Below are 14861 nucleotides of genomic sequence, written 5' to 3'. Positions count from 1 at the left end.
TAATCAGATGTTAAAGGATTAACGGGGTTTTTGATGCCTTAAAGTGTTAATATTTAACGTTTTAAATATAGTAAAATGTACGGTAAAATTAAAGAGCATTTGCAAAGTGAGTTGCAAACTATTGAAGAAAATGGAATTTTCAAAAAAGAACGTATTATAACATCTGCGCAAGATGCTGAAATTACGATTTCTACAGGAGAAAAGGTTTTGAACTTTTGTGCTAATAACTATTTAGGACTTTCTTCTCATCCAGAAGTTATTCAGGCAGCTAAAGACGCTATGGATACACACGGTTTCGGAATGTCGTCGGTTCGTTTTATTTGCGGAACGCAGGATATTCATAAAACTTTGGAGAAAAAGATCTCTGATTTTTATGGTACAGAAGATACGATTCTTTATGCAGCTGCATTTGATGCAAATGGTGGAGTTTTCGAGCCTTTATTAGGAGAGAATGATGCTATTATTTCAGATAGTTTAAATCACGCTTCTATTATAGATGGTGTTCGTTTGTGTAAAGCGGCTCGTTACAGATATGAAAACAGCAACATGGAAGACTTGGAACAGCAGCTTATTAAAGCTAATGAAGCTGGATCACGTTTTAAATTAATTGTTACTGATGGAGTTTTCTCTATGGACGGTCTTGTGGCGCCATTAGATAAAATTTGTGACTTAGCTGATAAATATGATGCAATGGTTATGGTTGACGAATGTCACGCAGCCGGATTTATAGGTGCTACTGGTAAAGGTACGCTTGAAGCAAAAGGTGTAATGGGACGTGTAGATATTATTACAGGAACTCTTGGTAAAGCTCTTGGTGGCGCTATGGGAGGTTATACTACAGCAAAGAAAGAAATTATCGAATTGTTGCGTCAGCGTTCAAGACCATATTTGTTTTCGAACTCACTTGCGCCTGCAATTGTTGGTGCTTCTATTAAAGTTTTTGAGCTTTTAGAAAAAGATACAACATTAAGAGATAAATTAGAGTGGAATACAAACTACTTTAACGAAGGAATGAAAAAAGCCGGATTTGATATTATTGACGGAGACTCGGCAATTGTACCTGTTATGTTATATGATGCGAAATTGTCGCAAACGATGGCAAACGAACTTTTGAAGCAAGGAATATATGTAATAGGATTCTTTTTTCCGGTTGTGCCAAAAGAAAAGGCAAGAATCAGAGTTCAGCTGTCAGCGGCGCATACAAAAGAACATTTGGACAAGGCTATAAACGCCTTTGTATCAGTGGGACAAATGTTAAAAGTTATATAATTCCCACTTTGGTGAAATTTTTGTAGGTTTTTTTTAACATTTCATTTTGTATTTAAAAAATTTGGTGTTACTTTTGCTTGTAATTAACTAAATTGTAATTAAAAAAATTAAGTATGAAACATCTTAACAAACTTTTAGTTGCTGTGATGATGGTGATGGGTTTAAGTTCTCACGCACAAGACAGTAACAATCCATGGGCTATCTCATTTGGAGTTAATGCAGTTGATACAAGAACAAGTTCTGGTGCAGGACATGGTTTCTTCGATCAACACTTTTCTCAGCCATTTGCTGTAAAAGACAACTGGAACATTCTTCCTTCTTTATCTTACATTGGAGTAAGTAGATATGTTGGACATGGTTTCTCTGTTGGTTTACAAGGGTCTGTAAACAAAATTGATAAATATGTTACTTTTGATCTAAGCAATCCAGCTCATGACAACAGAGGTAATGTTGTAACTAATCCTGGTGACTTGATGTATTATGGTATTGATGCTGCTGTAAAGTATAGCTTTCAGGAATTAATCCATTCTAAAGTAGTTGATCCTTCGTTATCTGTTGGTGGAGGTTATACTTTCTTTGGTGATAGTAGCTACGGAACAGTTAACCCAGGTGCTGGTGTTACTTTCTGGTTTACAGATGCTATTGGTCTTGAACTTGCTACAAAATACAAATGGGCTGTTAGTGGTGACAGACAAGATGCTGCTGGTGTTCCAGACGCTCCATCTCACTTCCAACACACTGCTGGTCTAGTTTTCAAATTCGGAGGTAAAGATACTGACGGAGACGGAATCTACGATAAAGATGATGCTTGTCCAGATGTTGCTGGTTTAAAACAATTCAACGGATGTCCTGATACTGACGGAGACGGAATCGTTGATGCTTCTGACGCTTGTCCAGATGTATTTGGTTTAGCTGCATTAAACGGATGTCCTGATACTGACGGAGACGGAATTGCTGATAAAGATGACGCTTGTCCAGATGTTGCTGGTTTAGCTGCTTTAAAAGGTTGTCCTGATACTGACGGTGATGGTATCGCTGACAAAGATGACAAATGTCCTACAGTTGCTGGTCCTAAAGAAAATGGTGGTTGTCCTTTCTTAGACGCTGACAAAGACGGTGTTGCTGATAAAGATGATGATTGTCCTACAGTTTACGGTCCTGCTTCAAACAGAGGATGTCCAGAAGTAACTTCTGAAGCTTTAGAAGATCTTAAAGTTCAAGCAAGAGCTGTATACTTTAACTCAGGAAAAGCTACTTTTAAAACAGGAGACAAAGAAACTCCAGCTAGATTAGATGCAATTAAAGAAATCCTTAAAAACTATCCAAACGCGAAATTCTCTATTGAAGGACACACAGATAGCACAGGTTCTGCAAAAATCAATCAAAAACTTTCTGAAGAAAGAGCTGCTGCTGTTAAAAACGCTTTAATTGAAAGAGGTGTTAATCCAGAAAACTTAGAGTCTAAAGGATTTGGATCTTCTCAACCAGTAGCAAGTAACAAAACTGCTGCAGGTAAAGCACAAAACAGAAGAACAGAAATTAGACACATTGGTTCTAAATACCAAGGTAAAATCTAATTTACTTTCTAAATAAATACTAAAAGCCATTCTTAATTGAATGGCTTTTTTTATTTTTATCAAATGATAAATACTTCTTTTCTCGAAAAAATTGCTGCCGTTGTAATTCAGGATTATTCTGCAAAACTTGCTGATACAACTATTATTTTGCCAAATAAAAGAGCTAAAGTTTTTTTAATAGAAGCATTGAAAAAAGAAACTAAAAGAACAATTCTTGCTCCTGAAATTGTTAGTATTGAAGATTTTGTGCAAGATGTCGCATCTATTAGATCAATAGACTCAATTGAACTTTTATTTGAGTTTTACGAAGTTTATCTTTCTATTACAGAAAAACAACATCAACAATCATTTGAGTTATTTGCAAATTGGGCTAAGACTCTTTTGCAGGATTTTAATGAGATTGATCGTTATCTTTTAGAGCCTTCTCATGTTTTGTCTTACTTAAAAGACATAGAAGATATTAAAAAGTGGGGTATCGAGGTCGAAAACAAAACACAACTTCTGGAGAATTATATTGATTTCTGGAAACTTTTGCCTTTGTATTACGATTCATTATACAATCACTTGCTGAATAAAGCGATTGGATATCAAGGTTTGATTTACAGAGAAGCTGTAAATAATTTGAACCATTTTTCGGATACCGTTTCAGACAAGACTTTTATTTTTGCGGGATTTAATGCTTTAAATGCTGCCGAAGAAAGAATTGTACAACACCTTTTAGCACTTGATCAGGCGAAAATTTATTGGGACGTTGATCAGACTTTTCTAAATGATCCATATCACGATGCAGGACTTTTTGTTCGTCGTTTTAAAGAAAGCTGGAAACATTATAAATCAAATCCTTTTGAATGGATTGTGGATGATTTTTCGCAATCTAAAAATATTCAGGTTATTGGAACTCCAAAAACTATTGGTCAGGCAAAGTTGGCGGGAAGCATTATTGAAAATATAATCAATAATGATCCATCGACTTCTCTTGATAAAGTTGCGATTGTACTTGGTGAAGAAAATCTTTTATTGCCGGTTTTGTACGGATTGCCAGCTTCGGTTGGAGCATTGAATATTACAATGGGATATTCCGGGAAGAATAATCCATCGCAAATATTAATTGCAAAACTGTTTAAAATGCATACAAACGCACTTTCCAGAAAAGGCGATAGTTATGTTTTTTATTATAAAGATGTATTGGATATTTTGACGCATCCTTTGATAGAACCTTACGCGAAAGCAAATAATCTGGTAAAGATTATCAAAGAGAATAACTACACTTTTATTACTCATAATCGGATTGTAGAACTCAATTCAAGTCCTTCGGTTTTGTTTGGTGTATTGTTCCAGAAATGGGAAAATGGATCAATGGCGGTTTTAGAAAATATCTCTGCACTTTTACTTTTGATAAAAGAGAATTTCAGCAATGATAATGAAGAAGAGAAAATTGCAAAAGCATTTGTCTTCTCTGTTTTTAAAGTGATTAATAAGCTTATTAATTATTATTCGCAGCATCATTATATTGATAATATTGATACACTTCATGCCATTTATAAACAAATTATAGATGTAGCCGAAGTTTCATTTGAAGGAGAGCCTTTGCATGGTTTGCAGATTATGGGAGTTCTGGAAAGTCGTGTTCTGGACTTTGATACCGTTATTGTGACTTCGATGAATGAAGGGAAATTTCCAGCCGGAAAATCTCAGAATTCATTTATTCCATATGATGTAAAACGCGAATTAGGTTTGCCAACTTTTAAAGAAAAAGACGCCATTTATACCTATCACTTTTATCATTTGCTTCAAAGAGCAAAAAATATTTATCTTATTTATAATACTGAAAATGATGGATTGGACGCTGGAGAACGTAGTCGTTTTATCACACAATTAGAAGTAGAAAAGCAAAGAAATCATAATCTTACGTTTGATATTTATAATCCGATTTTGCCAACAATGGCATATCAGCCAATGATAATTCCGAAGTCAGAAGCGGTAATGGAGCGTTTAAAAGAAATTGCTACTGCCGGTTTTTCACCTTCTGCATTGACGAGTTATATTCGAAATCCCATTGATTTTTATTTCCAGAAAATACTTCGAATCCGTGAAGTTGAAGAAGTCGAAGAAAATATTGCGTTAAACACTTTGGGAACGATTATTCACGAAACTTTAAAATCGTTGTATGATCCTTTTGTTGGGAAATTTATCTCAGAAAGTGATATTTCGAATTGCTTTAAATTATTAGATGATGAAGTTTTAAGGCAATTTAAATTGGTGTACAAAGAGGGTGAAATCAAGAAAGGACGTAATCTTTTGGCTTTTGAAGTTGCAAAACGAAATGTTTCAAATTTCCTGAGAATGGAATTAGAAGAAATCAAGAATGGTGATGCAATTAAAATCATAGCTTTAGAGAAAACTTTCGAACGAGAATTAAATCATCCAAAATTACCTTTTCCAGTTCTTATAAAAGGAAATGTTGACAGAATCGAGTTACGCAACGGAAAAATAAGAATCATCGATTATAAGACAGGAAAAGTAGAAAAGACGAATGTTATACTGAAATCATGGAATGGATTAACTCAAGAGCTTAAAAACGATAAAATTATTCAGGTTTTGGCATATGCTTTCATGTTTGAACAAGAAGCTGGAGAAGTTCCTGTTGAAGTTGGGATTATTTCTTTTAAAAATTTGAAATCTGGATTTTTACCATTCGGATTTAAAGAAGACAAAGAATTAAACTCCTTTGTTGGAAAAGAAATCTTAAACAATTATATCGAAGAAATCGTATTATTGTTGAAGGAGATTTTTGATATGAATATTCCTTTTGAAGAAAAAACCGAATAATTATCAGAAAGCTCCATAACATATTTGAATTCTTTAAGACCACTTTAATAATTAATTTGGTTGTTTGCGCTGTGGCTGTTTTGCTCGGTGGTTTTGATTATTTCTATATTTATTTTTTGAGTTTTGGTTTTTTGATGAGCATTGGTTTTAAGGAATTGTATCGAAAAACGGATTATTTGTTTTATACAAACAATGGTATTGCAAAGATTTCTCTTTTACTAATAACTTACTTTTTTACTTTCTGTACTGCGGTTTTCCTGGCGCTTCTTATATTTTTAATAAAGAAATTATTTTGAAAAAACATATTCTTGAAGTTGACGGAATCCAAAAAAGATTTAATGAAAGAGTAGTGCTTTCTGATGTTTATCTAAAATGCGAAACTTCAGATATTATTGGTTTATTTGGTCGAAATGGTTCGGGAAAATCTACTTTGCTGAAGATTATTTTTGGCCTTATTTCAGCTCCGGGAAAGTGTATAAGAATTGATGGTGTTTCAAAAAATAATTCGGGTAATTTGTCTAATGAAATTAGTTATTTGCATCAGGAGCAATATATACCGAATCATTTGTCTGTAAAGAAGGCAATTTTGTTGTCAATCGATAAACAAAATAGAGATAGTTTTTACGAAGATCAATTTATTCAATCTCTTTTAGAAAAGAAAATTCGGCATTTATCAGGTGGAGAACTCCGATATCTTGAAATTAAAATAGTACTTTTTAATCCTGCAAAATTCATTTTGCTTGACGAACCATATAACGGATTGTCTCCTGTAATGATTGAAGTTGTAAATGAAATGATCAAAGAAAATTCACTTAGAAAAGGAATTATTATAACCGATCATAATTACCAAAGCACAATCAAAATTGCGAATCGGTTAATTTTGATTAAAGAAGGTAAGACGCATGTTTTAAAGGAAAAAAGCGAACTTGTCGATAAAGGTTATTTGACAACTTCTTCTTTTTTATAAATAGTTCTTAGCTAAATATTTTTTTGAAAAAACCTTTCTTTTGGTTTTCCTGCGTATTCGTAGTGTTTATACTTCCGTTTTCAAAACGAAATCTTCTAAACTTCATCAGTTTTACATTTAGGTCAAAGCGCAATTCGTCAACAGTTTTCATTAGATTATATTTTTTGCAAATCTATGAAAAACTTACGCTAAACAAAGGTTAAGATAAATGCGCCAATAATAATTCAATTATCTGAAGCAGATTATTGCGTTTTTAGATAAATCTTCTTTTTTTATCAGGATTTTTTATGTTTTTTGTTTTAAAAATAAAGAAACATTATGCTATAAACAAAAGTGGTTCAAATGGTTACGTGTGCCTTTTTTTTAACAAGTGTTTATCGTACAATTATATTATTTAAAAATATCTTTGGTCATTCCTTAAAAAATAAAATAACAATATGGTGGATCTAAATACACTTGTAGAAGAGACCGGAGCCGAGTCTGGATTGAGTTTTAATATAGATGGAGTTTTGCTTGAATCGGTTAATTTGGAGTATGACGGAAATGTTGCTGCAATGATTGGGATGATCTTGAAAATGTGTTTAGAAATGTCTGAAGATGTTAATAATGGAGATCTTAAACAAGTTATGATTAAGAATCGAGAAGGTATTGTGGTTGCTAATAAAGACGAAGAGGATAATTGTATAGCCTTGCTTTCTAAAGATATAAGTAAAATGGGCCTTTTGCTGCGCAAGATGGATACTGTTTTTCAATAATTAATTTAAACCATAATTTAAACATGTCAGATTTTTTACAGAATTTTCAAAATGACTTAAAAGAAAACATTAACGGATTCATTGCAGTTTCAGTAACTGAAGTTGAAACAGGAATGTCTTATTGTTCACTTTCTTTAAATCCAAATTTTGATCCGGAACTAGCATCTGCTTATAATCTGGAAGTTGTAAAAGCAAAATTAAGCGCTATTAAAGCGTTGGGATTAGATCAAAAAATCAATGATATCTTAATTACTCTAACAGATCAAATACATATTATCGATGTTTCTGAAGATGGTAAATATTTTATTTATTTAGCGGTTGATTCAACAAAAGCGAATCTTGGTTTAACGAGAGCAACTTTGGCTAAATTTAAAAAAGACATTATTTCAAAGCTTTAATTTTGCCCCCAAAATGAGAAAAGGCCGTTTCAATAGTATTTTGAAATGGCCTTTTTGTCTTATTTGATCTATTGAAAAAAGTCTAATAATATAACTTTCAATTCTTCCTTGTTTTCAATGTGACTCATATGTCCATCTTCAAACGAAACAAGTTCGGCGGTTGTATCTTCTATTTGAGAAATGCTTTCGTCGTAGTTTAAAACGGGATCTTTTTTTCCTAAGATCAACAAAACCGGAAATAGATTTTTTTGTAAAAGAGCTTCTCTGTCTTTTCTGATTTTCATTCCTTCAAGCGAAGCAACAATTCCTTGTAGCGGAGTTTTTAGCGCCTGAATTTTTACCTTTTCGATTTCATCAGCTAATCTTGTTCTGTTGTTTTCACTAAACAAATTCCCAATTGCAAGGCTTACAAAGTTTATAGCATTTTGTTTAACTGCTTTAATAGCGCGAGTTCTGTTTAGTTTCTTTTCGTGAGTATCTTCTCTGGAAGTAGAATTTAATAAAACTAGTTTCTGAATGTTATTTGGGAATAATTCGGCGAAAGCCAAACCAACATATCCTCCCATAGAATGTCCAAGAATAGTGGCTTTTTCAATTTTTAGATGTTTTAAAACTTCCTGAACAGCATTTGCATTATCTTCCATTGCATGAACATATCCCAAACAATCAGATTCGCCATGACCTAATAAATCAATTGTAATTATACGATGTTTTTCTGAGAATAAAATAACATATTCCTGCCACATTTTTTTATTCTCCAGAAAGCCATGAAGCAATACAATTGCAGTTCCGGAACCTGAATCAGTATAAGATATTTTGGTGTTTTTGTATAGAATGTTTTTCAAAATGGTATTTTTTGTTGAGAAGCACAAAGTTAAGAAAGCTGAAGTAAAATATTGTGATGTCTTAATTTAATTGGGAAATCTTTAAAACAGCTATAAATTTATTTATAACATGTAAATAATTGTGAAAGAATAAAAAATGGCTTCCGTTTTTTGAAAGCCATTCTGTAAAAATTAAAATCGGTTATCGCCATCCAAAAGATTTCCTAATCCGCCAAGAAGACTACCTTCGTCGCGGCTGTTTCCGCCAGATCTTGGTGCCGATGCAATAATGCGGTCAGCCAGTCTGGAGAATGGCAACGACTGTATGTAAACCGTTCCCGGACCTTTTAAAGAGGCATAAAATAATCCTTCGCCGCCAAAAATAGAATTCTTGATTCCGCCAATAAATTCAATATCATAATCTACATCTTTGGTAAAACCAATAATACATCCCGTATCTACTTTAAGGACTTCGCCATGACCCAATACTTTTTTTGCCATTGTTCCGCCAGAATGTACAAATGCCATTCCGTCTCCTTCGAGTTTCTGCATGATAAAACCTTCTCCGCCAAATAAACCGCGTCCTAATTTCTGCGAAAATTCTATCCCGACAGAAACGCCTTTGGCAGCACATAAGAAGGAGTTTTTTTGACAGATAAATTTACCTTGAAATTCTGTTAAATCAATCGGAAGGATTTTTCCAGGATATGGCGATGCAAATGAAACTTTACTTTTGCTGCTGCCTTGGTTTAAAAATGCTGTCATAAACATGCTTTCGCCGGTAAGAACTCTTTTACCTGCATTTAAAAGTTTGCCAAACAAACCAGATTCCTGTTGCTGAGAACCGTCTCCAAATATGGTTTCCATTTGGATATTGTTTTCCATCATCATAAAACTGCCAGCTTCGGCAATTACAATTTCCTGTGGGTCTAGTTCTATTTCAACATACTGCATTTCTTCTCCAAAAATTTGATAATCTATTTCGTGTGCCTGCATAATTTTTAAGTTTTTTGTTTTAAAATTAGACTAATAATGCTGTAGAATGTTACAGCTTTTAGTGTACTTGAACTGTTTTTAAGAACATTATATGATTTTGTTATTTTAAATTAGTCTTAATTATGTTTGATATTGCTTTAAATTCTATATTTTTGCACCATTATTATATTTTATCAGAATGGCATTAATTAGTGATTTGACCACCAAAGTATTATTTGAAACCGAAAAAGGATACAGTTATCAATGTGATTTGACCAATAGTATAATTATCAATTTTGTTGATACGGTGTCAAGTTATAAAATTCATGATTTTTTGATTTTTCAAAGAAAGGTTAATAGCGTTGACATTCTTAACATGCTTTATGACTTATCTGATCAGTCAGATGCACAGTTGATTGAAACTACCAAAAGAAATTTTTCCAGAAACCTTACTATCTGCGAAATAGTGCAGTTAAGAGATCTATTAAACGGAACAAAATTTACCCTTACGTTGCATTCTATGCTTTGCAATATTGTTAATGTAGAGCTTATTTAGATTCTTACTTAGATTAAATCCAAATTTTCAGGCGTTTACAGTTGTCGTCTTTAATTTTTGTAATTTTACACGTATAAAAATTAAAGGTTATGAAAGATTTACTAAGAACAAGTACTTCATTAGTTGAAGGAATCGAAAATATATTGAACTTACAGGCAAAATTAGAAAGTGACGCTTCTAATAAATATTTAGCTATGGCTGCATGGTTAGATAGAAACGGTTATGCAAATACAGCATCTTATATGTACAAGCAAGCTGAAGAAGAAAGAGAGCATTTTCTAAAAGTTTTCAAATATATTACAGACATGGGAGGGATTGCAGTTACGCCATCTGTTCCGGAAGTGCAGCAAGAATTTGCTTCTTTTAGAGAAGTATTTGAAATTGCTTTGCAAAACGAAATTGCAGTTACTCAGGCAATCAATAAAGTAATCGCAAAATGTAGAGCTGAGAATGATTATGCTACAGAAGATTTTATGATGTGGTATGTGGCTGAGCAAAGAGAAGAGGAGAAAAACGCAAGAAGAGCTTTAGAGCTTTTTGAATTGATCAACGGAAACGAAGCTGACGGCAAATTCCAATTGGATGTTCAGATTTCAAAAATCGGATAAATATCGATTTATAAAATTTAAAAAGAAGCTGTCTCAAAAGGATAGCTTTTTTTTTGTGAGCTTCAGAGAAGCAAAATGTTTATAGCAATGGATAAATGTTTACAAGATACAGCTCCGGAGGAGCGACATATTTTTTCTACAGTTTTAATATATGTCGCTCCTCCGGAGCTTTTTATTTGTCTTATTCTAATTCTATAAATATTTCACCCCGCCAGGGCTTTTACCGATAAAATAAATTTTATAATATTCCCCACGTCCAACAATAAAAAAAACTGCCCTTTTGAGGCAGCTTTTAGTTGTTTTTTATTATGATTTTAAAAAGGAATTAACATCCGTAAAATACTTTTCTTTTGCATCAAGCCATCCATAATGCCTGCAGTTTTCAAGCAAGATTAGTTTTGAATTTGGAAAAGCTTTATTCGCCAATTCTCCAATTTGATTGCTGATTACATCTTGTTTTCCCTGAATAATCAGAACCGGATTTTTGAATGTTTTCAGCTTTGCTTTACAATCAAATTTGATCTTTTGCATATCATCCCAAAGCAATCCGTTTATTTTAGGATTTCCCTGAGTTAATCTTTCGGCAATAATAGGAACATATTTTTGGTCGTAAACATAAGCCGGCGCCATTGCTCTTCCTCGGCCAAGTGCGGCTTTATGAGAAGTGTCGCCTTTTGCAATTTTATCATTCCAATAATTCATTGAATCTTTTTCGACTTTAGTTAGATTTCTTTCGATAAGATTTTCTGTTTTTAGCAAAGTCAAATCAACTCCGCCGGACGATGACAGAACCAATTTATTAATGCTGTTTGGATATATTGTAGCATAATATGAAGCCAACATTCCGCCAAAAGAATGACCTAGAATATTCCATTTTTTAATTTTCAGATGTTTTCTTAAAGACTCAATATCATCCGCCATTATTTTCATAGAAATAGTTTTGGAATTCAATTCAGCCAACTTTGAATTTCCGGTTCCGCGTTGATCATAAATAATAGTTTCCTGCGTTTCTGCCAATGTTTTAGCCATACTTTCAAAACCATTACTGTTCATTCCCGGACCACCGTTAATAATCAAAAGCGGTTCGCCTTTTCCGAATACCTTATAATATGTTTTACTCGAATCATTGTTTGTCGAATAACCTTCTGTTTGAGCAAAAGAGTTTCCTAAAACCATCAGGAAAACCAATAGAAAAATCTTTTTCATTATGAAATTATGAGTTCATTAAGCTTTCGATTTCATCAACTTCAATCGGAATATTGCGCATCAAGTTAAAAGGTTCTCCTTTTTCCTGAACCACAACATTATCTTCTAAACGAATTCCGAATTTCTCCTCCGGAATATAAATTCCAGGTTCAACCGTAAAAACCATATTGGCTTTCATAGGTTCGTGAAGCAATCCATAATCGTGCGTGTCAAGTCCCATGTGGTGAGAAGTTCCGTGCATGAAATATTTTTTGTAAGCTGGCCATTCCGGATTTTCGTTCTGAACATCGGCTTTATCGATTAATCCTAAACCAAGTAATTCCGAAGTCATGATTTTACCAACTTCAATATGATATTGTTTCCAAAGAGTTCCTGGAGCCAACATTTTTGTAGCTTCATTTTTAACTCTCAAAACTGCATTGTAAACTGCTTTTTGACGCTCAGAAAATCTTCCCGAAACCGGAATTGTTCTCGTCATATCGCTTGAATAATTTGCATATTCTGCTGCAACATCTAATAAAATTAAATCTCCGGCTTTACATTGCTGATTGTTTTCGATATAATGCAAAACATTGGCATTATTTCCCGAAGCAATAATTGGTGTATAAGCAAAACCTTTAGAACGGTTACGAATGAATTCGTGAATCAATTCAGCTTCGATTTCATATTCAGTAACATTTGGTTTCACGAACGACAATAATCTACGGAAACCTTTCTCCGTAATATCGCAAGCTTGCTGAATCAAATCGATTTCTTCGCTTTCTTTTACAGAACGAATGCGTTGCAAAATCGGGTTACTTTTTGCCACATTATGCGCTGGATAACGTTCTTTCCACCATTTTACAAAACGAGCTTCGCGAGTTTCAGTTTCAACAGTTGCGCGATAATGTTCGTTTGTATTAATGTACATCGTATCTGCATACGTCATCATTTCGTTCAAAACTTTATGAAAATCCTGTAACCAATAAACCGTTCTAATTCCCGAAACCTGAAAAGCACGTTCTTTACTAAGTTTTTCACCTTCCCAAACCGCGATATGATCGTTAGTTTCTTTTAGGAAAAGAATTTCTTTTTGGTTTTCATAAGGAGCATCCGGAAACAAAAGCAAAATACTTTCTTCCTGATCAACACCGCTTAGATAAAAAATATCTCTGTGTTGTGCAAACGGCAAAGTACTATCTGCGCTAACTGGGTAAATGTCATTTGAATTGAAAACGGCAACCGAATTAGGTTTCATTTCTGCCGTGAATTTTCTGCGATTTTTTACAAAAAGAGCGCTGTTTATTTGATGATATTTCATAATAATGTGAGTTTTGAACTTCGAATTTCAAAATTAGTGATTTTTGAATAAGTGGCGTACAGTTGCTTTATTAAAGTTTTCTTATTTGTTTAATGTTTTTTGCTACACAATCTTATCATTTCGACGGAGGAGAAATCTTCGCAAGAAACTCGACAAAGAATAATAACCACAAAGATTTGTCATTTCGACGGAGGAGAAATCACACTAGAAACTCAGCAATCAAAGTCGCCAATCTTTGTCGAATCCCTCGTGGGATTTCTCCTCCGTCGAAATGACAATAAAATCTTAGCAACTTAGAATCTCAGTTTCAAAATAAATTGAATTTTCTCAGCAGGAAAAACATTTCATCGCTTCTGGTATTTTGTATATTGCTAGACTAATCATAATTTTTAAAACAAAATTGATATGAGTAAAACTAATGATTCAATTGCAGAGAGTTTAAAAGAAATTGAAAAAGAAGCTAAGAAAAATGTCACCGAAGATTTAGAAGAATCAGAAAATGAAACCTATCAGGCTTTTTATGATTTATGGAAAAATCAGGAAAGAAAAGACAATATCAATTTGATGTTTGAAGATTTAAAATCGAATGTTAATACATATTGGCTTGCTGAAAAATATAATAATGATGTTCAAAAAAGTTTCAATATGATTTATTTTGAACATGGCGGTTTATATGGCGGAGAATTAGAAGCTTTTGCTATTGATTTTGATGATTCTGATTCAGAATTACCAGAGTTTGAAATAATGGATGATCGAATGGAATATTTAGATAATATTTCCTGCTTGCCAGCTTTTGTTTCGCCTACATTATATCATTTAACAGAGAATATTCAGGGAGAAGAAGATAACTTTGACGACTTTCTTGATGTCAATAATATTTATGAACTCTTTGAAGCTACAGCATTAATAGAAATAAATAAATTATTTGAAAGAGCAAATCAAGAAAATTTATTTGAAAAACTAAACTTGAAAAGACCATTTTATTTAGCGGTTGCAGAACATGATGCTGGTGCGCCCAAATTAATTTATGTAATTGAATAAAGAGAATACCGCCTCAATCCCTGACGCGAATCTCGGTTTTAAGGTAAAATATTGTTTTACTGTAAGAAATACTTTGGCTTAGAAGTATTTTGTATATTGCTGTTTATTTGAATTGAATAAAATGGCTCATAATAAAAATCTTCATAAACTACTTAATATTTTTTATTCCAATGGCGATTACCCAGATCATGGTGATGAAGTTATATTTGGTTCTTTTAGTCATGACGAATTAAAAGATCTGCTAAAACTTCCGAAGCTAGAAGTCGCTTTGCTTTTACGAAATCTTGTCGACAATAATGAATTAGAAAAAGTAGAAGTGGATACTTTTATTATTTCTCATTTAGGAATGAAAGCATTTGTAACAGGAAAATATATTAAGTTGTATCGAAAGGCTATTATTGACAATTTAAAGGATATTGCTAGTATTATAATTCCAATTCTTTCTTTAACAGTTGCGATTTTAGCTATTTCGATAAAGTTCAACAGTCCTACACAAGAGGAATTTGAAGTTTTAAAAAAGAAAGTAGAGAAATTAGAAAAAGAACATAAAAAATAA

At 33.0% G+C, this 14861-nt stretch carries 15 protein-coding genes; 10 read left to right on the top strand and 5 right to left on the bottom strand.

What is annotated here, in order from left to right; all coding sequences use genetic code 11:
- Positions 1–75 precede the first annotated feature (75 nt).
- From kbl to CLU81_RS10845, 4 genes are all read left to right on the top strand, one after another.
- On the top strand, positions 76–1269 hold the full coding sequence (gene kbl, locus CLU81_RS10865) for a glycine C-acetyltransferase (protein WP_099709817.1): 1194 nt from the start codon (positions 76–78) through the stop codon (positions 1267–1269).
- Between the two features lie 113 nt (positions 1270–1382).
- A complete protein-coding gene (locus tag CLU81_RS10860) occupies positions 1383–2846 on the top strand; it encodes an OmpA family protein (RefSeq protein WP_099709816.1) in 1464 nt (487 codons plus the stop codon).
- Positions 2847–2909: 63 nt separating this feature from the next.
- Positions 2910–5675, top strand: a complete 2766-nt coding sequence (locus CLU81_RS10855; RefSeq protein ID WP_099709815.1) for a PD-(D/E)XK nuclease family protein — start codon at positions 2910–2912, stop codon at positions 5673–5675.
- Between the two features lie 292 nt (positions 5676–5967).
- Entirely contained in the window at positions 5968–6642 is a 675-nt protein-coding gene (locus CLU81_RS10845) for an ATP-binding cassette domain-containing protein (protein ID WP_099709813.1), read from the top strand.
- 7 nt (positions 6643–6649) lie between these two features.
- Here the strand turns inward: CLU81_RS10845 and CLU81_RS26780 are convergent, their stop codons facing one another.
- Positions 6650–6793 (bottom strand): hypothetical protein, encoded by a 144-nt coding sequence (locus tag CLU81_RS26780; RefSeq protein ID WP_158235325.1) that lies wholly within the window; start codon positions 6791–6793, stop codon positions 6650–6652.
- A 286-nt stretch (positions 6794–7079) separates the two neighbouring features.
- Here CLU81_RS26780 and CLU81_RS10840 point away from each other — a divergent pair, with 286 nt between their 5' ends.
- Complete coding sequence (locus tag CLU81_RS10840) at positions 7080–7397, top strand: hypothetical protein (RefSeq protein WP_099709812.1); 318 nt, start codon at positions 7080–7082, stop codon at positions 7395–7397.
- A 23-nt stretch (positions 7398–7420) separates the two neighbouring features.
- The gene (locus CLU81_RS10835; RefSeq protein WP_099709811.1) at positions 7421–7795 is read left to right on the top strand and encodes a hypothetical protein; all 375 of its coding nucleotides are present in this window, start codon (positions 7421–7423) and stop codon (positions 7793–7795) included.
- 68 nt (positions 7796–7863) lie between these two features.
- Here CLU81_RS10835 and CLU81_RS10830 read toward each other — a convergent pair whose 3' ends face one another.
- Both CLU81_RS10830 and CLU81_RS10825 read right to left on the bottom strand, forming a co-directional pair.
- Complete coding sequence (locus tag CLU81_RS10830; RefSeq protein ID WP_099709810.1) at positions 7864–8640, bottom strand: alpha/beta fold hydrolase; 777 nt, start codon at positions 8638–8640, stop codon at positions 7864–7866.
- Positions 8641–8811: 171 nt separating this feature from the next.
- Complete coding sequence (locus tag CLU81_RS10825; RefSeq protein WP_099709809.1) at positions 8812–9615, bottom strand: TIGR00266 family protein; 804 nt, start codon at positions 9613–9615, stop codon at positions 8812–8814.
- 178 nt (positions 9616–9793) lie between these two features.
- On the opposite strand from CLU81_RS10825, the gene CLU81_RS10820 reads away from it, so the two are divergent.
- Positions 9794–10150 (top strand): hypothetical protein, encoded by a 357-nt coding sequence (locus tag CLU81_RS10820; RefSeq protein ID WP_099709808.1) that lies wholly within the window; start codon positions 9794–9796, stop codon positions 10148–10150.
- An 89-nt stretch (positions 10151–10239) separates the two neighbouring features.
- Positions 10240–10758 carry a ferritin gene (locus tag CLU81_RS10815; RefSeq protein WP_099709807.1) on the top strand — a complete coding sequence of 173 codons (519 nt, stop codon included), beginning with the start codon at positions 10240–10242 and terminating at the stop codon, positions 10756–10758.
- Positions 10759–11064: 306 nt separating this feature from the next.
- Here CLU81_RS10815 and CLU81_RS10810 read toward each other — a convergent pair whose 3' ends face one another.
- Together CLU81_RS10810 and CLU81_RS10805 are read right to left on the bottom strand one after the other, a co-directional pair.
- A complete protein-coding gene (locus CLU81_RS10810; RefSeq protein ID WP_099709806.1) occupies positions 11065–11964 on the bottom strand; it encodes an alpha/beta hydrolase in 900 nt (299 codons plus the stop codon).
- Positions 11965–11971: 7 nt separating this feature from the next.
- Positions 11972–13264 carry an aminopeptidase P family protein gene (locus CLU81_RS10805; RefSeq protein ID WP_099709805.1) on the bottom strand — a complete coding sequence of 431 codons (1293 nt, stop codon included), beginning with the start codon at positions 13262–13264 and terminating at the stop codon, positions 11972–11974.
- A 405-nt stretch (positions 13265–13669) separates the two neighbouring features.
- On the opposite strand from CLU81_RS10805, the gene CLU81_RS10800 reads away from it, so the two are divergent.
- Together CLU81_RS10800 and CLU81_RS10795 are read left to right on the top strand one after the other, a co-directional pair.
- Positions 13670–14305 (top strand): hypothetical protein, encoded by a 636-nt coding sequence (locus CLU81_RS10800; RefSeq protein WP_099709804.1) that lies wholly within the window; start codon positions 13670–13672, stop codon positions 14303–14305.
- A 121-nt stretch (positions 14306–14426) separates the two neighbouring features.
- Positions 14427–14861, top strand: coding sequence for a hypothetical protein (locus CLU81_RS10795; RefSeq protein WP_099709803.1), 435 nt, complete (start codon positions 14427–14429; stop codon positions 14859–14861).

Source organism: Flavobacterium sp. 9 (assembly GCF_002754195.1).
In the GTDB taxonomy this organism is placed as follows: Bacteria; Bacteroidota; Bacteroidia; order Flavobacteriales; family Flavobacteriaceae; genus Flavobacterium.
This window is presented reverse-complemented; position numbering and strand designations above follow the sequence as displayed.